Below are 20,928 nucleotides of genomic sequence, written 5' to 3'. Positions count from 1 at the left end.
GGAATTACTTGCCAACGAAGAAGCGGTCAAAATTTTAGAAAAATATTTGCCTGGGATTTCTACTAATCCAATGATTAGCATGGCAAATAGTTTTACGTTGAAGCAACTTAGTGCTATTCCACAGGCCAATATTCCTGAAGAGCTTGTTTCAGTTATTTTGTCAGATCTATCGTCTATCTCTACAACTGCCCAGCCGAGTTCAGCAGAGACTGTCCAAAACAGAAGTAACAATTTGGAAAATGGGCTAGTTGCTATTGTAACCGGAGCAGGTGGAGGTATTGGCCGAGCTGCATGTCTAAAACTTTCTGAATCTGGATTCAAGATTGTGGCTGTTGATTTCAACACCGTGTCTGGTACAGAAACGGTTAATCTGATTCAGCAACGAGGTGGGGAGAGCCTATTTTTACAGGCAGATGTTACAAAGGAAGAAGATGTCGAACGTTACACGAAGGCTACGGTAGAAGCTTATGGTCGAATAGATGTCTTTTTCAACAATGCCGGAGTTTTGCAAAATTTCTCTTTACTTGAGAACCTTGAAACAATGGAGTTTGACCGGGTGATGAACGTAAATGTACGAGGTAGTTTCTTGGGATTAAAGAAGGTGCTATCAATAATGAACGCACAGGGGTTTGGTTCAATCATTAATACAGCGTCCACGGCAGGAATTCGTGCTGAACATAGTATGTCTGCATATACAGCAAGTAAACATGCCGTTATTGGTTTGACGAAAGCAGCGGCCATTGAATACGTTCGTAAAGGTATTCGCGTGAATGCCATCTGTCCTGGTGGTGTCGATACAGCACTGACACAATCTGTTCCTACGATGATGCAGGAATCAGGCTATACACCAGAAGAGTTTCCTAATATGCGCATCGGACGCTTTGCTGAACCATCAGAGATCGCGGAAATAGTCGACTTTCTGGCTTCAGATAAATCGCGTTACATTACAGGTTCCATCATCGCCGTGGATGGTGGATTAACTCTATAACATTAAGGAGGACTAAGAATGAAGCAGAGAATCAAGATCGACAAGGCAACACCCAATAACGGGGTATTGGATTTTTCGAAATTGTTGGATGCTCCAGCGGGTAAGCATGGTTTCACTCAAGTTAGAGATGGCAATTTATACTTTGCTGATGGTACCCGTGCGAAGTTTATAGGTTTCAATTTACCTACTCGTTCTAATACACCTGATCATCATACTGCTGAGCGATTGGCTGAGCGCTTTGCATCTATGGGGGTTAATGTCATTCGACTTCATGCTGCTGACGCTGCACCTGGTCCTTCTGGATGGAGTTCAAGTATGGACAATCCTTTGATTGATTATGATAGCGGTTCCAGCAGGAACTTAAATGAGAAAGGTCTTGATCGTTTTGATTATTTCATTGCGAAGCTAAAGGAAAAGGGCATTTATGTGCAGATCGATCTACTGGTGGCGCGTGTTTTCCAAAACGGAGATGATCTGGATTATGCTGATTCACCGCCCTTTTTCTTTAAAGGCTTCACTCATGTTAATGACAGATTAATTGAACTTCAGAAGGAATATGCAACCAATCTCTTATGTCATGTGAATCCATATACTGGACTGGCTTTAATTGACGACCCTGTAGTCATGACCATTCAGGTCAATAATGAGGATTCCATCTTTCGGGGGACGGAAGACATTAAGGATGAGAAAGGCATAATACCATACCGAGAAGAGCTACAGCGTCGTTTTAACCGGCACCTGCTCGCCAAGTACGATACAAGGAAGAATCTTGCAAAAGCATGGACGTATAACAACATCTGTGCGCTGGGGGAAGAAGAAGATCCAGAAGCAGGGAAGGTTCGTTTTCCAGAAGGCAGCTTCTATCAGGTAACCAATGATCCAATGGGAGAATGGGCAGGGAATGTAAGTCCAGCACGTTATGCCGATTTTATGGAATTTGGTATTGATGTAAATCGTCGTTACTACAACACCATGATTGATCATATCAGGTCTTTAGGAGCAAAAGTCCCTGTAAACACAAGTAACCTCCTGAATGGTACAGCGGATGTTTATTCACATATAGATGGGGATATTATGGAGAATAATACATACTTTAACCATCCAATGCCGCCATTTCACCAGGAAACTCTGGTGGTGCCGGGGATGCGAGAATATGTAACTTCTAATCCACTGACTGTACACAAGGACGGAATATTCATGCGTACCGAAATGCTGCAAATGGCTACTACCGCAGTGGTTGCCGGTAAACCTTTTATCCTAAGCGAATGGAATGAGTATGGTGTTAATCCTTTTCACTCCACAGCATTTATATCCATGGCAGCATATGCTTGTCTGAATGACTGGGACGGTCTTATGGTCTATTGTTATCATACATCAGAAAGCTGGAACGACCAGCCTGATGATGTCATCACTGACATTTTTGATGCTTACAATGATCCGTCACTTATTTGCCAGTTTGGTTTTATGGCATCATTATTTCTGGGAAGTCTGGTACGTCCGGCTGAGCATCAAATGGATCTCGTTTTTACCAAAAATGATCTAAAAACCCTTCCGTCTTCATTTAGCATGCCGAATACTTTTCTTCCATACATCACTAGCCTACGTAATGTATTTCTGGATCAGGGGGATACTTATACTGGCGATGCCGATGTCGCTATCACTGGAGGCTTTGTCAACAACGGTGATCTCTCTCAGGCCAAGCACGCAGTTTACTTCTCTTGGTCATCCTTTAGGGATGCCATGAGGCACACGTCTGGTACAGGACGATTAGAGAGACTTGCAGAGCAGACTGATGAAGAATTGACTGGTGCGAAATTGGGCGACAAGCTATTGGTATTTGAAGACATCACTTCCTTGGCTGGAGATGGCGATTATACTGCTTTTGCATCTAACCTGGACATAGCACTCAAGCGTTGGGGGCTTCTACCTAGTGACCGTGGTTTAGTTGGTAATGCCCTAATCTCTGATACGGGTGAGATAAGCTTTGATCCCATTGCGGGTACGTTCGGTATCCAAACTCCAAGTTGTAGCTACTTTAGTGGAGATCCTGCCGGAGGTATAACGCTAACAAAGGATATTGTCCTGAATGTTAACAATGATCGTTTGTCCGCCGCTTTATTACCTGTGAACTGTGATCACATAGATGTTGCAAAATCATTTCTTATTACGTTAATCGGTCCCACTGGAATGGACGAAACGATTTTCACTTCTGATGGTTTTACTACGATAGTTGATCATCAAGGTAAATTGTATGCAGACACCGCTGAGGGTTCTTTGTTCGTCCAAAGCCAGACGGCAACCCTCATTGCCCTGGACACAGTGGGTACGCCTGTTGCCAACATTATAGGAACACCTACTGATGGTGGTGTAGTTTTTAATCTTGACGGGACTATCCCGGCAGTACATTTCCTTCTGGAGTTCGTATAAATATGCAGACTTGGGCATTGCGTAAGTAAGCGCTAACAAAATAAACAAAGAATATCCAAGTTTTACCCTGTAGATTGTACACCCTCAACAGTAATAAAATAAATGAATCACCATACACAAGTATGGTGATTTCGTAATCCTCACTTTGTGAATATGGCACAATAGACCATTTAAAGGACGGGGATTGGCTACTTTTAATAAATGAGATTTAAGCCGGGGGGAATCCACCGGCTTTCTTGTTATCAGAACTTAATGCAATAGAGATTTTTAGGAGGAATACATCATGAAGCTGCTGATCATAGATGACGAAGACAGAACCAGGGACATGCTGTGTAATCATGTGGAATGGAGAAAATTAGGTATTCATGAGGTAGAGACTGCACGTAATGGATTGGCTGCTCTAGACTTATGCCGTAGTTTTCTCCCTGATATTGTTCTCTGTGATATCCGGATGCCGAAGATGGATGGCATACAATTTGCTAAATTACTCAGGGAAGAAGATTTATCATGCAAACTGTTGTTCATGAGCGGATTCTCAGATAAAGAGTACTTAATGTCAGCAATTCGTCTGAATGCCCTTGACTATATTGAGAAGCCAATTAATCTGGATAAAGTTCGAGAGGCAGTCGGGGAAGCCGTTAAATCAAGACAACATGATGAGAAAAAAAGGCTTGAGGAACGCCAAATGCAAAACGCCTATGATGAAGGACTCCCTTATCTGAGACAGGAGATGGTTCGTAAGTTAATCGCGGTTCCGAGCTCACTCAATGTACAGAGAGCTCTTGAGAGCAGAGAGACTTTTCTTTTGCCTTCGGAAGGAGTGTACACCGCGATTGTCTCATCCATATACTGGAGGCGGCTTCAGTGTATTGAAGACTCAAGACAGTTACAGGAAGATTTATTACGTAGGCTGAGCATGAATAGCACACTTACTTCACTTCGTTGCATTTGTGGATTCGACTCTAGACAATTTTTGATTTTCATACTACCAGAAGCTTACGGAAGCACCTATAGGGAACAACGTAGCGTGCTGGAAAAACTTTATGCAGAAGTAACCGACATAATAGGCAACAATATACGTTTTTGCATGGGAGTTGGGGAGTCAGTAAAAGAACGAGTAAAGATTCCAGATTCCTACAGAACAGCGATGGATGCGTGTAGCCTTCATTACTATAGCGATGGCAGTCGATTAATTTTTGCCAGTGAACTTGGAGATAACCAAGAATTGGCTACGGATTGGGATTTGGTTCGCCGTTTACGTAACTTTCTGCAACAGGAAGATATTGAAGCTGCCCGCAAATTAATTATGAATTGGACTAAGAAAGCAAGGTTAGCCTGTGATTTGGATATTATTCGGCTCAAGGACTCCTATTTTCAATTTTTACTGGTCATTCTTGATGTTGCTGTACAGTTAGGGTTCACGGATACGGATGAGGATACAGAACGTCGATACATCTGGAAGGAAATTGACCAGGTTCCCGATCTCTCAAGTATGGAGGAGTACATTCTTTCCTTCCTGGATCTGTTCCAGTTATCGTCTGAACAGGACGGTAGTTCCGCCAAGATGCGGGAAATACTGCAATATATACACAAACGTTTTCATGAAAAAGGTTTTTCAATTCCGGATATTGCCCATCATGTAGGTTTAAATGAGACGTATCTCAGTTCCTTATTCAAAAAACAGAGGGGAAGTACAATTAAAGAGTATATCTCTTCCCTGAGAGTGGAGAAAGCCAAAGAACTTCTACTGGCGAAAGGGCTAAAACTGTATGAAGTAGCTGACATGACTGGTTTTTCTGATGCCAATTACTTTACAACCTTCTTCAAGAAATATGCAGGTTGCACGCCCTCGGAGTACAGGGAGAGGATGGCCAAATGAAACGGATTAACTGGAGGACGTTCGCTGACTTTAGTATCCGTTACAAGCTGTTTGCTTCCTATTTAATGGTTATCATCCTGCCTTTGATTCTGCTGCTCTTGCTTCATCTGTATCTGAGCACCAATGAAACAGAGAAGCAGGCAAAGTACTCAGCTCAAAAAATGCTGGAGGAGACCAAGTCGCATCTGCAATATCGTGCTGAAATGGTCAAAGAAGTATTGAATTCAATTGCATTCAGTGACACGGTTCAGAATCTTGTCTCTGAAGATCCCAAACGGTATGAGGATGTTAACCTCTGGGGATTGGATGCAAACAGACTAAGCCGTGTTGTGGGACAGTTTAGTTACAATTCGGATATTGAATCCGTACAGGTCTATATGGAACAGGGGCTCGCATCAGTGACTGAGAGTACGGATTTTTTGAGTATGAAGAATTTGAAGCACAGTCTCTGGTTCAGAAACTTCTTAGACAGCCATTCTGTCCTGACTTGGCTGCCTTCTTCGGTCATGGAAGAAAAAAAAGACAATAATGCCATATCAGTACTGCGCGTTATTCCAAGTCCTCATAATATCACGAAAATGGACGGTATTGTACGGGCTCAGATCTCACAGAGCACAATGATAGTTATATTGGAACATGCTATGGCGACTCCGTCCACTTCCGTTGCTTTATTTAACGAACAGGGTGAAATTCTCAGTACCTCTAAGACTTTTGAATATACAAATACAGATTTTGAAGAGATATTGTCAAAGGCTTTGACAGGAAGACGTATGAATATTTGGGAAGATAATCTGGAGTTTAATGGACAGCGGATTCTGTTAGGTCTTCAGGAGATACCTCAAACGGATATGCGTGTAGCGATGATTGTACCTTATACGGATATTTTGAAATCAAGCAATGCTATGCGTGATCGGTTAATCTTTATATTTTTGCTGATCATTCCTCTCACATTGGTTCTATCATTCGTCGTTGCGGGTTCTGCAACTAAACGTTTACGCAAACTTACGAGACATGTGCGTAAGGTCAAGAATGGCGATTTTGGCATGAATCCACTTCCGGTCAATCAGGATGAAATTGGTGAGCTAATTAGTAATTTTAATGTGATGGTGGATAATGTATCACGATTACTTGAGGAGACCTATACGCTTGGGCGTGAAGTGAAAAATAAGGAGCTAAAAGCGCTACAGGCACAAATTAATCCTCATTTTCTATACAATACCCTGGAACTGATCAATGCTATGGCGATCAGCTCCGGAAATGAGGAAATCTCCAAAGTAGTGGATCGATTAGCCTTGTTCTATAGGTTGAGCTTATCTAATGGTAGAGAAAGTGTCACTTTGGAGAGTGAACTCAAGCATGTGGAATCCTATGTATCGATTCAGAATATGCGATTTAATAATGCGATTACATTGACCATTAACGTTTCACCAGAGCTGTTACATTGTGAAGTACCCAAAATTATGCTTCAGCCTCTGATTGAGAATGCAATTTTGCATGGAATTTTGGAAACCGATTCTGAAAAAGGTGAAATACTTGTTTCCGCAAGAACAGAGGAAGGAAATTTGCTTGTGGAAGTTAACGATAATGGTGTCGGTATAGACGAAGAGGTGTTAGAAAATATTCTAAACAGCTCTGTTAGCAAAGGTACGGGGGATTTGGCATATGGAACATTCAGGAGCGTATTAAGCTAAATTATGGATCTCAGTACGGATTGTTATACAAAAGCCAATTGGGCGAGGGAACCTCTGTACAAATATGTATACCAAAAAAGTAAGCGTTAACAAAGAATATTAAAGAAGATCAGAGCTTTCCCTCGTAGGATGAGAATCACCGTTCCATTACAATGTGAAAGGAGAGAGGCATTCAGAAGGAGGTTGCATATGAACGTCAAGTTAGAGCGATCTGTAGTGACGAAACCAAAAAAAATAAAAGGGCTGTCACCACTACAGGAGATAAAGAAAAACTGGGTTTTGTATTTAATGTTTGTACCGATTGCTGTTTTTTTTATCATCTTTTCCTATATACCGATGACCGGTATTGTAATGGCTTTTAAAGAATTCAACTACAGGGATGGAATTTTCATGAGTCCCTGGAATGGGCTCGAGAACTTCGAGTACTTCTTTCAGTCAGGTAAGGCATGGATCGTCACAAGAAACACGATCTTGTACAACGTAGTGTTCTTAGGATTATATACGCTATTCTCGATATTGGTTGCGGTACTGCTATCAGAGACGTATAACAAATTTTTCAAAAAAACTGCTCAGACATTAATGTTTCTGCCTTACTTTATATCCTGGGTTACCGTGTCAGCGTTCGTTTATAACTTTTTCAACTATGAGTTTGGTATAGCCAACGTATTCCTGAGAAATCTCGGTCTGGAAGCTATGGATATCTATTCAACTGAAAGCTACTGGTACCTATTGCTTCCTTTACTTTATGTGTGGAAGTGGGTTGGGTTTGGAAGTGTTTTATACTTGGCAGCGATTGTCGGGATTGATCAGGAGATCTATGAAGCAGCAACAATTGATGGGGCAAGTCGTTTCCAAAAAATTATGAAAATAACGCTCCCTTTGTTAAAACCTACAGCGGTGGTACTGATATTACTTGGACTTGGACGAGTCATGCGCGGTGAATTCGATATGTTCTACCAGCTAATCGGCAACAACGGGGCACTTATGAATGCTACAGATATTATTGATACATTAGTTTTCCGTTCTCTTATGGGCACACAAGACTTTGGTATGGCTTCATCAGTGGGTCTTTATCAGTCCGTACTCACTTTAATCATTATCCTGATTGCTAATTATCTCGTACGTCGTTATGACAAAGAGAACGCACTGTTCTAACTAAAACTTAGAAAGGAGGAAATATTGTGAATAAAAATAAACTAAATTCAGCTCCGATTTTTCAAGCCTTTTCTTACACTGTAGTAGCAATTGTCGCCATTTTGTGTTTGCTTCCATTTATCGTTCTTATCTCAGGTTCCATTTCAGATGAAGGACAGGTTTTAGCAAAGGGCTATTCCTTTATTCCTCGAGGCTTTTCATTGGATGCATACGCCTTTATTTTTCGCAATCCTGCTGAACTTCTCTCTGCTTATCGGGTGTCGATAATTGTCGCAGTGGTTGGAACCGTTCTGTCACTGCTAATCTCCACGATGGCAGCCTATGTGATGTACCGCAAAGAGGTGAAGTATCGGAACAAACTGGCGTTTTTCCTGTTCTTCACCACATTATTCAGTGGTGGCTTAGCTCCCTTTTTCATCTGGGTTACTAGTTACTTGCATCTGAAGAACACGCTTGCAGTTTTGATACTGCTTCCTATGTTCAACGTGATGTACGTTTTGATCCTCCGAAGCTTCATTAAAGGTTCGGTGCCTGAGCCGCTGGTGGAATCGGCAAAAATTGATGGAGCAGGAGACTTTCGAATTTTTTGGCAAATGGTTCTGCCCCTCTGCAAACCAGCACTTGCTTCAATTGGGCTGTTCACTATTTTAGCCTACTGGAACGACTGGTGGACACCTATGATGTTCACTGACAAACAGGAGTATGTGCCCCTACAGTACATGCTTTATAAAATGTTGTCTTCAATGAATATGTCAGCTGCCCTAGCTCAGCATGTATCCTCTCTTGAAATGCCGAAGGAAACATTCAAGCTTGCTATGACCGTTATAGCTACAGGTCCGGTTGTAATCCTGTTTCCATTTCTTCAACAGTATTTTGTTAAAGGGATCACCATTGGTGCTGTTAAAGGTTAAATGTTATCAGAATCCTAGACTTGATATGAATCCTATTTAATTCATTGGGATTTATATAAAAAAATTAAATAAGGGGGAAGAAAAATGAAGAATTCTAAGAGAAATATAAAGGTCATTCTTGCTATGATGCTATCGTTCACATTGCTATTGTCTGCCTGTTCAAAAGGTAATGAAGGCAATACAAGCACTACTGGCAATGAAGATTCAACAGGGCAAAGTGAAGTTGTTCTAAAAGGCTATCTACTTGGTGAGGCGCCTAAAGGTATGCCTGAGGTACTTGAGACATTGAATAAGAAACTTAAAAATGACATCAATGCTACGATTGAGTTGAATTATATCAATTGGGGAGATGTGCAATCTAAGTACCCATTGTTGTTGGCTACGGGCGAAGATTTGGACTTTATCTTCTCAGCAGACTGGAATTATTATGTTGAACAAGCGAATAAAGGAGCCTTTTATGAGCTGAAACCAGAGGATATAGCCAAAAATATGCCGAAAAAATCGGCAGCAATGGATCCTGCTGCTTGGGATGAAGCCAAGATTAAGGATAAAATCTTTATGATTCCGAAGACAACCCCTGATAGTAATGTCTTCGTATCTGTACTTCGTAAAGATATTATGGCGGAAGCCGGCCTTACCGATGTAAAGAGTCTCTCTGAGATTGGTCCTTATCTGGAAGCTGTGAAGAAAAATCATCCAGATATGGTTGGCCTAAACTTGGACTCACAGGTTGACCTGCCAACACCGTATCAACATCTGATGCGTGAGAAAGTGGGCTTTACGGGCGGCTCACTTGGCGGTGGACCTTTGTCTCAGGGAGCGGCTTTTGATTTCACAGATCCGTCCGGAAAAATTTATAGCATGGTTGAAGAGCCTTACTTAAGTGCCCAGAAATATGCGGCTAATATCATGAAGGACTGGTATGACAAAGGATACGTCAACAAAAATCCTTATGCCAATAAAATTCGCTCCAAAGATAATTTTGTTGAAGGAAAATCTGCGGTAGCGTTTGGCAACAGTATTGATATTGCAGCGACTATTGAAGCTGCTGAAGCAAAAGGAATTGAAACTTACATTATCCCGTCATTGATGCCAAACGGTAAAGTTCCGATGGGCAATCACATTGGGGCTGGGATATCAATTGCGGCAAATTCCAAAAATCCAGAACGTGTAATGCAAGCATTTGACCTTATTATGGAAGATCCATCATATGTTTATTTAACTTATTTCGGGATAGAAGGTAAGAACTATGTGGTCAAGGATGAAAAAGTCGGTTTGCCGGAAGGGGTGACAGCTGAAACAAATACCTATCCTCCTGATTCCGCAGGATTCTGGTTCGTAAATAAAGCTTTGTTTAAGCCAATGAGCACTTGGCCGAAGACTTATATTGACTTCTGGGAGAAACAGGGCGAATACAATACCTCAGACTTTGCACTTAATGGATTTAACTTCAACACTGAGAACGTGAAAACACAGATTGCAAACTTGGCCAATGCATCCACACAGTATGCCAACCCGATTTACATCGGTGCAGTTAAGGATGTAGACAAAGCATTTGATGAACTGAATAAAAACTTAAGTAGTGCTGGTCTGGAAAAGGTCAAAGAAGAGGCACAGACACAAGTTGATGCTTTTCTCGCGAAGAAGAAGTAGAAATATCTTCTTTCCAACGAAATGAATTTTTTTACTGATGATAATTCAGTCTACGAGAGCGCAGTATGTGTACTGCGCTCTTTCTAACAAATAATTTAAGCTTCCTTCTATAAAACTATGCTACCTCCTTCAGAAAAAGGGCGAGGATCTTACGATTGTATTTTATTGAAAGTGAGTTGAACACTATGATTGGCACTTGGCATTTCTTATATGAGACCGTTCATACGACCATAAAAATGCAGTTCATTATTGGAAAAGAGGAGAATTTCACCTTATCTGTTATTCTTGAGCCCTTTCCATTTCCAGTTGATATTAATAATGTGAAAATCGATGGTAACCTATTGCAGGCAAGGGGTACGTCTCAATTTGTACCAGGAGAGGGTTTTGAATTTGATTTAACTTTTGAGGGCAAGGAGTTCCAAGGAAGAATCAAGATTCCCTATCAGGAAGAGTTCTTTGTTATAGGGGCAGAAGGAACTGGACCATCCCTTGAAGATTTGCTCATTTCTAAACTCTCTAATTACAGGAAACAAAATGTAAAACAACGGAGTGATAATGAGATCCGTCATGAGGTTGACACGTTACTAAAGAAGATGTCCGTTACTGATAAGATTGGTCAAATGAGCCAGTGCATGTCTACCAATCTTTCTCTGGGATCTGATATTGATTCTGAGTCGCCAGAAAAGCTTGTTTCCGAAGGAAGAGCAGGCTCAGTATTGTCGGCTGTTAACAGCAATCGTGTGTTCGAATTACAGAAAATTGCGGTAGAACAATCTCCGCATGGTATCCCACTGTTATTTAACTTTGATGTAATTCACGGATTTCAGACTATATTTCCGGTACCACTCGCCTGGTCATGTAGTTGGGACATGACAGCGATCCGAGAAGCCAGTGTGATTGCCGCAAAGGAAGCAAGTGCTACAGGAATAACCTATAACCACGGGCCGATGGTCGATATTACAAGAGACCCACGCTGGGGACGTGTTGTTGAGGGGGCAGGAGAAGATCCTTATTTGGGAAGTTTAATCGCAAAAGCTCAAGTGGAAGGTCTTCAAGGGAATAGCCTGTTCGATTCAGAGACAATTATAGCTTGCTTGAAGCATTTTGTTGCATACGGTGCTGCTGAAGCCGGTCGGGACTACAACACAGTAGATATATCTGAAGGAACACTACGGAATGTATATCTGCCACCATTTCAAGCAGGCATTAATGCTGGTGCAGGGTCGGTTATGAATTCCTTTAACACCTATCAGGGAGTTCCGGTTGCGGGTAACCAATATATTCTTGATGAACTCCTTCGAAAAGAGTTGGGATTTAACGGAATATTGATCTCCGATTACGGCTCCATTGATGAAATTGTCGCTCATGGAAATGCGAAAGACAGTAAAGAAGCAGCAAAAAAAGCACTGGATGCTACGATGGATATCGAAATGGTAACTCGTTCATATGATCATCTAAACGAATTAATTGAGCAAAGAATCGTAAACATTGAACAAATAAATGAAGCAGTACGTCGAATTCTTACATTTAAATATAAGATCGGTATTATGGACGATCCATACCGTTATATTCGTCCCGAGAAAGAAAAAGAATATCATTTTCATCCGGCACATCTGGAAGCAAGCCGGAAGTTGGCTCAGAAGTCCATTGTTCTATTAAAGAATAACGGTGTTCTTCCCATTGAAGACAAAGCAAAAAAAATTGCGGTGATCGGTCCATTCGGTGATAGCAAGGATATGCTTGGCCCCTGGCAGTGGTCCCGGTATTCGAAGGAGACCGTTACATTAAGAGAAGCTCTGGAAGAGAAGGGAGTTCCGAACACCCACATTCTGATGGAAGCAGGTTGTAAGGTTGAAGAATCATTGGACGGGGGAGTAGAGCGAGCTGTTACAGCGGCAAAACAAGCGGATATTGTTATTCTGGCACTCGGAGAGAGCAGCGAAATGTCTGGCGAAGCTGCGTCCCGTATGGACATTACACTGCCGAAGGTTCAGCAGGAGCTTGCGGAGACTATCGTTCGTGTGGGCAAGCCAACTGTATTGGTCCTGACGAATGGACGGCCTCTGGTCCTCGATTGGTTTGAGTCACATGTTGATGCCATATTAGAAACATGGTTCTTGGGGTCGCAAGCTGGACATGCCATCACAGATGTGCTCTTCGGTGAATATAATCCATCCGGAAAACTGACAATGAGTTTCCCCGTACATATCGGACAACTACCGGTATACTACAATCACTTTAAAACAGGGAGACCCGTAACGGAAAGTAATAAAGAGGAAAAGTTCTTTTCCAGATATATCGATGGCTCTAATAATCCGCTATACCCGTTCGGTTACGGCCTAAGCTATACGACTTTTGAGATCTCGGATATTCGATTATCTCAACCCCTGATGACGGATTCGGGAAAGATATTTGCCAGTGTAACGGTTACCAATACTGGAGGGCTAGCGGGAGAAGAAACCGTCCAAATGTACATTCAGGATATTTATGGAAGTGTTGTCCGCCCTGTAAAGGAGCTTAAAGGATTTAAAAAAGTAAAGTTAGAACCAGGTGAATCGAAAGACATCAGCTTCAGTATCACAATTGAAGATCTGGCGTACTGGAATTTGGATTTGAAGCATGGAGCTGAACCTGGCGAATTCAAGGTATATATCGGATCGAGTTCATTTGATGTGAAGGAAGCATTGTTTGAGTTTTTACAGCCTATCTGAATAAATGCTTTTAATGATCCGTATTTCATCACTCCTAAAGTCGGCACATGAAGAACGCAAAGTAGTTTTAAGAGTAGAGCCGCTTCACGGTCAACGTAAACTTAAACTAGACTGGATTTCTTTTTGAAATCAATAATACTTGGAGGTAAGACATGATCTATAAAGATGCCAGCAAGTCTATTCATGAGAGAACTGAGGATCTGATTAAACGAATGACTTTAAAGGAGAAAGTAGCTCAGTTATATTGTGCAAATTCTTATGGAGGAGAATCTGTTTATGATAGCAGAATGCATAAATTGAAGGATGGGATTGGTACCGTAAGTTATCTGAATGATTCTTTTACAGGTGACCTGAAGAAAGATAGAGAGACTATAAATGGGATACAAAAATATCTTGTCGAGGAAACCAGATTAGGCATTCCTGGATTGTTCCATAGTGAAGGCATAGCTGGTGCGCAGATCCCTAGCGCAACTACATTCCCCCAGTCACTTAACCTTGCTTCGACTTGGGAACCGACTTTAGCACAAAAAATGGGCGAAGTCGTCAAAAAACAACTCATCTCTTTTGGGTTTAGAGCAGTGCATTCCCCACTATTTGACTTGGCCAGAGATCCGAGATTTGGACGAGTTGGTGAAACCTATGGTGAAGATCCCTATTTAGTTGCTCAAATGGGTGTAGCTTTTGTCAAAGGAATACAGGGTGATCATGAAATTATGGCTACAGCGAAGCATTTTGTTGGTTATGGAAATGCAGAAGGTGGAAGAGGAGGTGGCGAACAGCAAATATCTGAGCGAAGATTGCTAGATAGTTATTGTTTCCCCTTTGAAGCTGCCATTCATGAAGCAAAAATAAAAGCGGTAATGAACAGTTACGGCATGCTTAATGACCAGGCTGTGTCTACTTCCAAATGGCTACTCACTGATGTTCTAAGAAACAAGCTGGGTTTTCAGGGATTGGTCGTAGCAGACTACGGTAGCATTACTCATGCTTTTTTACGGTATAGAGTGGCTGAAGATGCGAAGGGGGCAGGTATACTAGCATTCAAAGCTGGAATGGATGTGGAGCAACCTGGAAATCAATGTTATCAGCACTTGGTAGAAGCAGTTGAGTCAGGTGAACTTGAAGAAGCGCATATTGATGTTTCATTAAGAAGAATTCTTGAAACGAAATTCACATTGGGACTATTCGAAAATCCTTATGAAGCCGGCGACTTCTTTTATGAAATTAAAAAGGTTGAGAATGAAGAATTATCATTGGAAATTGCAGAAAAATCTATGGTATTAGTAAAAAATGAGGATGGTATCCTGCCACTCAACAAGAAGCTGAAAATTGCTCTGATTGGTCCAAACTCGGATACCAAAACAAACTTCTTTGGAGGCTATTCATCCGTTGGATCGGCTAGCACAAAAAGCAGTGATTTTGATAAATCTGAAGAAGATAGCTTTCTGAGAATGCTATACACCGGAACCATTACGGATAATAAAGAATCATTAAAATCGATGGGTATCGAGTTTGATGAAAAACCTACTCCTGAACAGAAATCCATTATTTTAAATATGATCAGACAGAATTTGAATTCTGATGATTCCTCGAACAGAGTCTATAGAACGAATGAAGAGTTTGTTCAAATGTTTTATCCAGATTGTAAATCTGTGAAGGATGTTCTGGAAGAAGAGTTCGGGAAAGATTGTGTGTTACACGCCAAAGGTTGCGATATATTCAAAGCAATAGATGGGGGAATAGAAACAGTAAAGGCTGCTGTCCAACAGGCGGATATTGTCATCGCAGTGTTAGGCGGCAAAGAAAGCATGATCGATCCTGAAGCTACCTGTGGTGAAAACAAAGATAACATCAATATAGGTCTTGAGAAGCCCCAATTAGACTTGATGGAAGAAGTATTTAAGCTGAATAAACCTGTTATTTCTATTGTGGTTGATGGGCGACCGCTATCTACAACTTATGTGAGCCAACAGAGTAAAGCGGTCCTTTATTCATGGCTTCCGGCTCAGTTTGGGGCAAAAGCTATTGTAAATATCCTTACAGGCAAGATCAATCCTAGTGGAAAATTGCCAGTAACCATAGTAAAAGAATCTGGCCAGATTCCTATGTATAGCAGTAGACTACCACTCTATGTTGACATTAATGAATATGCTGAATATATCAAAACTAACCAAAACATCCCGCTCTACCCATTCGGACATGGATTAAGCTATACCCAATTTGAATACAGCGAATTGGTACAGAATGCCGCGGTTCAGGCAGACGGTGACCTCAGCATCGCATTTAAGTTAAAAAACACCGGACAAGTTGCAGGTGAAGAAGTAGTCCAAGTTTATATTAGGGATCAAGTGAGCAGTGTTGCAAGACCTGTGAAGCAGTTGGTTGGATTTGCACGGGTTACCCTGGATGTTAATGAAACAAAAATAGTTCAATTTAAGGTAAGTATGAAACAGCTGGCATTTCATGATTTAAATATGGATCAGATTGTTGAGCCAGGTAAGATGGAAATGTATATAGGTGCGTCCTCCCAAGATATCCGTTTAAAAGGTGTATTTGCAATTATAGGCGAGAAACTTATTGTCGAACGTAAAGTGTTCTCATCACAGGTAACAATTACAGAACTATAGGGGGGAGAAAATGATTAGAGAAAATATTGACCGGGCTTGGGAGTTTAGCCATGGTATCCCATCGATAGTACCTGGCTCCGCCCAGACAGGAAGATTATTGAATTTACCGCATGATTTCATGATTGAGATAGATACAAAGCCAGAGGCGCCGGGAGGTTCATTAACGGGTTATTACGATGGGGGAATTGGAACTTACACAAAGATTCTTGATATTCCCGAAGAATATGCTGATAAAAGGGTTATGGTTGAATTTGACGGTGTTTACATGAACGCGACGGTGAAATTAAACGGGCATGTGGTTACGAAACATCATTATGGCTATTCTCCGTTTCACGCCGATCTTACGCCTTATTTGAAGCCGGGCATACCTAATAATCTTATAATTACTGTCAATAACGGCGCACAACCAAATGCACGCTGGTATTCAGGCTCAGGGCTTTACCGTCATGTCGACTTGCTTGTAGCTCAGAAGGTGCATATCGTTCCATGGGGCATTTTTGCCCATACCTCACATATTGTAAACGGAACTGCATTTGTTTTTGTTGAAACGACAGTTGAAAATTTTAATTCGGCTCCCGCCGATGTTTGGTTGAATGTCAATATGATGAGAGAAGTCTCCGGAATCAAAGCGGGAACCGGGCGTGTGAAAGTACATGTGCCTGCTGGAGAGAAGGTTGTCGGTAGGGTACGGGTTGCAGTTGAACATGCAGATCTTTGGGATATCGATTCTCCTAATTTGTATAGAATCACTGCAGAGTTGACCGACAATAAGTCAGTTCTGGATCATGATAGCACTCAATTCGGGATAAGAACGATATCTGTTGACCCGCTTAACGGATTTATGTTAAATGGACGTTCACTTAAGCTTAAAGGTGGTTGTGTCCATCATGACAATGGCATTTTAGGTGCAGCTTCGTTTAGGGACAGTGAATTCCGCAAAATGAAGCTACACAAAGATAATGGATATAATGCTATTCGTTTTGCCCATAATCCGATGTCAAGAGATTTACTAGACGCTTGTGACCGTTTAGGGCTGCTGGTTATTAATGAAGCGTTCGATGTTTGGACGATGGAGAAAAACGCTCAAGATTATAGTCTGTACTTTGTAGAAAATTGGATGAATGATCTGGAAACATTTATGCTACGAGACCGGAACCATCCGAGTATCATCATGTGGGCAACAGGCAATGAGGTGCTTGAACGCGGAGGGATGTCAGATGGTTACCGTCTGGCAGCGCAATTGGCGGCAAGAGTGCGTGAACTTGATCCTACTAGGTTAGTTACGAATTCCTTATGTTCTTTTTTTAACGGTCTTGATGATGAAGATACTGCTACTTTTTATGAGGAAATGTCTTTACTTCTCGAAGATGGCGAAGGTTTCACCCCAAATTATGATACTGATTTTGGTATGAAAATCTGGCCTGAGTATTCAGAAGCGTTCGCCGCACCTTTAGATGTCGTGGGATATAATTACATGAACTATCATTATGCGAATGCTATCGAGCACTATCCAGACCGGGTGATCTGCGGCACCGAAAGCATGCCACCTCAGTGTGATAAGTACTGGCATGATGTAGAACGGTTTTCCCATGTAATTGGTGATTTCGTATGGACGAGCCATGATTACATTGGCGAAGCAGGACTCGGGAAAGTGAAATATATCCATCGGGATGAAACCCGTAATACTCATAACAGTATTGGCAATTCTCCTTACCCATGGCGTTTGGCCAATTGTTCAGATTTTGATCTCTGTGGGTTTGCACGTCCTCAGCTATTCTACCGAAAAATTGTTTGGGGTTCCGATGAGACCTTCATAGCTGTTAGAAATCCGGGAAACTTCGGGAAGCTGGAGATTCTGAGCAGATGGGGTTGGCCAGAATGTGAGCATCATTGGAGTTGGACGGGTTCGGAGAAGCTTCCTATACAGGTAGATATTTACTCCAGAGCTGAAGAAGTGGAACTGATTCTTAACGGAAAGAGTCTCGGCAGAAATCCTGCGGGTAAGACGAACAGGTACACAGCCAGTTTTGAACTTATATATGAACCAGGTACTTTGGAAGCGGTGAGTTATATAGATGACAAGCGCATTTCATCTGATATCCTCATCACCGCTGGAAAACCCGAAGGTATTAGGATTGTTACCGACAAGAAAGAGCTTGTTGCAAATGGACAATCTTTAATCTATGCAGTTGTAGAGATCGTTGATGCAGAAGGGACATTGGTACCAACAGCTGAACTAAAAGCAACAGCAAAGTTGTCTGGTGCGGCAACATTGGCAGCTTTTGGGACGGGCAGGCCGCAAACCACAGAGAACTATACGAAAGGCGAATTTACTTCGTATCAAGGGAGATTGCTTGCTATCGTTCGTGCAAGCTATGAAGTTGGTATGTCAACAATGATGGTTGAGATTGACGGACTGAATCACGAATCAATTGAGATCCCTGTACAATAGTTTTAATTAGGAGTGATAAAATGAAAGTAAATAAAATACACCATTTTACTGAAGATGGTAATTCCTGCATCATCAATACGCCACGCACTCCAAGACATTGGTACAACTACTTGTGGAGTGAACAAGGGTATTGCACACAGGTTTCCCAAATCGGGCATGGCCGAAGCTACTACATCAATTCAAAAGCTGATATGTGTATGATCAATAATCAGGATGCAAAGTATTTGTACCTACGTGATGATGATGCCAATGTATTCTGGAATATTGGGGAAGGCCCACTAAACGAAGAAGTTGAGGATTTCTCATGCGAACATAATATCGGATATTCCATCCTCCAGTCCCAAAAGAACGGTGTCCATGCTTCCTGGAAGCTTTTTGTTCCCCATGAAGGCTACAATGAGGTTTGGATGGTTAAAGTGAAAAATAATACGGATGTAATGAAGCGAATCAGCGTATTTTCTACCGTGAGCTTTGAATTGGAAGGCTTTAAATACCCGCGGTATTACGAAATGTACAGAAGTTGTGAAACCTTTTTCAATGAGCAGTTGAATGGAATTTATTGTGAGTCCAAACATCCGTTCGCACCACACAATAGATATAACGGTTATATCGCATGTTCTGAAACTGTCCACGCCTTTGATGGCAATCTTGGAACGTTTCTGGGGGAACTGGGGACGTATACCCGATTGGATTCTATGCCGGCGCCATTGTTCCAGCGGCCTGATGTTGTGGTTAAGGGTAGAGATTGTACGAATTCTCTCACTACGCTTGCTAATCTTGGTGGCGTTTTGCAGAACAAGCTGTTACTGGCACCCGGTGAAGAGAAAGAACTGTATTATGTGCTTGGAGTCAGCGAATCACTCGAAGAGGCTGTTCAAACCGTCGTGGACTATAGCACAGGTGATCGTATAACACGAGCATTACTTGAAACACAGGAATTCCAGATGAGCAAATACGCGAGTCTCCAAATTAACACACCTGATGAGAAGCTGAACGTGATTATGAATGAATGGATTAAAAAACAGGTGGACTTCTGTATTGTTGGCAAGAAGGGGGTAAGGGACAACCTTCAGATTGCAGTTGGACTGCTTAACTACAGGCAGGAGAGGGCCAAGGAGGAGATCATTGAATGCTTGCGGCATCAGTTTAAGGCTGGGCATGCCGTACTAACATGGTATCCATATGACGCTACCCGTTATTCAGACCAGCCCTTCTGGATTATCTGGTCTGTATGTGAGTTGATTAAGGAGACTGGAGATTATTCTCTTCTGGATATGGAGATTGAATATCAGGACGAAGGTTCAGCAACGATGCTGGAACATGTAAAGGCTGCAGTTAACCGGTTAATAGAGGACAAAGGAAAACATGGTCTGGTACGCATTTTCTTCGCGGATTGGAATGATGCTTTGAATATTACAACTGATCCCGATGCGGAATCTGTTATGTTGTCTGAGCAATCCTGTTATGCCCTGAAAGAGCTCTCAACATTGATCCGGCGACTGGGAGACGCTGATTATGCAGGATATCTGGATGATCAGTACAATATCCTTCGTAGTGCGATTAACAATGTGGCTTGGGACGGAAGCTGGTATATGCGTGCCCTTAGTAAAGAAGAGAATATTGGCTCCAAAGATAGCACAGGAAGTAAAATCTATATTAACGCTCAATCGTGGGCTGTTCTTGCAGATATTCCGGATGAAGAGAAGTTGCCCAAAGTGCTGGAATCCATGGACAGCATGGAGCATGATTTTGGCTTCCCGATCAATATGCCTCCATATATGGAATATTCCCCACATGTTGGCCGAATGTCCGGCATGCTACCGGGGCTATTCGAGAACGGCGGCGTTTATTGTCATGCAACTGGTTTCAAGATTATGGCCGATTGCAAGGCAGGCAGAGGAGCAGAAGCGATACGTACACTACTGAAAATCATTCCAGACAGTGAAGCGAATCCATCTACAGAATCCGGAGCAGAGCCATATGTCTTCACGAATTGTTATTCGATCCACCCCAAATATTATGGAAAATCCTATCAATCATGGACAACAGGAACCTCGGCTTGGGGACTCATATCGCTTTTGGAGGGGATTATGGGGATCAAGCGGGATTATGATGGTCTCCGAATTGACCCATGTTTCCCTGCTGATTGGGAGCAGGCTCAGGTGTACAGGGAATTCCGCGGCACGCGTTATGAGATCACCATCAAGAATCCAATGAAGCTATTCAAAGGAAAACCGGAGATAAAGGTGGACGGCAATCGTATAATCGGAAATCTTCTCCCTCACTTCTCTGACGGAAAGATTCATCATGTAGAAGTTACTCTTAATCCTGTCGTTTAACACCAAGCGTAGGTTGCTCTAAATACCCATCAGGAGCGAAACGAAAGATGGAGCTTGAATTATTTAGAGATCGATTGATGTTGGATCTGTTAGTT

The 20,928-nt window shown here is 42.0% G+C and carries 11 protein-coding genes; all 11 read left to right on the top strand.

Going from position 1 to position 20,928, the window contains the following annotated elements:
- The first annotated feature begins 232 nt into the window (after nucleotides 1–232).
- The 11 genes from DMB88_RS25035 (at nucleotide 233) to DMB88_RS24985 (ending at nucleotide 20,833) form a co-directional block, all read left to right on the top strand.
- Nucleotides 233–988 (top strand): SDR family NAD(P)-dependent oxidoreductase, encoded by a 756-nt coding sequence (locus DMB88_RS25035; RefSeq protein ID WP_254438669.1) that lies wholly within the window; start codon nucleotides 233–235, stop codon nucleotides 986–988.
- An 18-nt stretch (nucleotides 989–1,006) separates the two neighbouring features.
- A complete protein-coding gene (locus DMB88_RS25030; protein WP_128103515.1) occupies nucleotides 1,007–3,415 on the top strand; it encodes a cellulase family glycosylhydrolase in 2,409 nt (802 codons plus the stop codon).
- 283 nt (nucleotides 3,416–3,698) lie between these two features.
- Complete coding sequence (locus tag DMB88_RS25025; RefSeq protein ID WP_128103514.1) at nucleotides 3,699–5,294, top strand: response regulator; 1,596 nt, start codon at nucleotides 3,699–3,701, stop codon at nucleotides 5,292–5,294.
- Complete coding sequence (locus DMB88_RS25020; protein WP_254438333.1) at nucleotides 5,291–6,985, top strand: sensor histidine kinase; 1,695 nt, start codon at nucleotides 5,291–5,293, stop codon at nucleotides 6,983–6,985. Before DMB88_RS25025 ends, DMB88_RS25020 begins: the two co-directional genes overlap by 4 nt.
- Nucleotides 6,986–7,174: 189 nt before the next feature.
- Nucleotides 7,175–8,140, top strand: a complete 966-nt coding sequence (locus DMB88_RS25015; protein ID WP_128103513.1) for an ABC transporter permease — start codon at nucleotides 7,175–7,177, stop codon at nucleotides 8,138–8,140.
- Nucleotides 8,141–8,166: 26 nt separating this feature from the next.
- Nucleotides 8,167–9,051 carry a carbohydrate ABC transporter permease gene (locus tag DMB88_RS25010; RefSeq protein WP_056690827.1) on the top strand — a complete coding sequence of 295 codons (885 nt, stop codon included), beginning with the start codon at nucleotides 8,167–8,169 and terminating at the stop codon, nucleotides 9,049–9,051.
- 84 nt (nucleotides 9,052–9,135) lie between these two features.
- Nucleotides 9,136–10,704, top strand: coding sequence for an ABC transporter substrate-binding protein (locus tag DMB88_RS25005; protein ID WP_128103512.1), 1,569 nt, complete (start codon nucleotides 9,136–9,138; stop codon nucleotides 10,702–10,704).
- A gap of 155 nt (nucleotides 10,705–10,859) precedes the next feature.
- Nucleotides 10,860–13,415: a glycoside hydrolase family 3 N-terminal domain-containing protein gene (locus tag DMB88_RS25000; protein WP_254438332.1), complete on the top strand. Its 2,556-nt coding sequence runs from the start codon at nucleotides 10,860–10,862 to the stop codon at nucleotides 13,413–13,415.
- A gap of 152 nt (nucleotides 13,416–13,567) precedes the next feature.
- Nucleotides 13,568–16,042 carry a glycoside hydrolase family 3 N-terminal domain-containing protein gene (locus tag DMB88_RS24995; RefSeq protein WP_128103511.1) on the top strand — a complete coding sequence of 825 codons (2,475 nt, stop codon included), beginning with the start codon at nucleotides 13,568–13,570 and terminating at the stop codon, nucleotides 16,040–16,042.
- Between the two features lie 10 nt (nucleotides 16,043–16,052).
- Nucleotides 16,053–18,494: a glycoside hydrolase family 2 TIM barrel-domain containing protein gene (locus DMB88_RS24990; RefSeq protein ID WP_128103510.1), complete on the top strand. Its 2,442-nt coding sequence runs from the start codon at nucleotides 16,053–16,055 to the stop codon at nucleotides 18,492–18,494.
- Nucleotides 18,495–18,514: 20 nt separating this feature from the next.
- Nucleotides 18,515–20,833 (top strand): GH36-type glycosyl hydrolase domain-containing protein, encoded by a 2,319-nt coding sequence (locus DMB88_RS24985; RefSeq protein WP_128103509.1) that lies wholly within the window; start codon nucleotides 18,515–18,517, stop codon nucleotides 20,831–20,833.
- Nucleotides 20,834–20,928 lie beyond the last annotated feature (95 nt).

Origin of the sequence: Paenibacillus sp. DCT19, from assembly GCF_003268635.1 — a bacterium.
Taxonomy (GTDB): domain Bacteria; phylum Bacillota; class Bacilli; order Paenibacillales; family Paenibacillaceae; genus Paenibacillus.
This window is presented reverse-complemented; position numbering and strand designations above follow the sequence as displayed.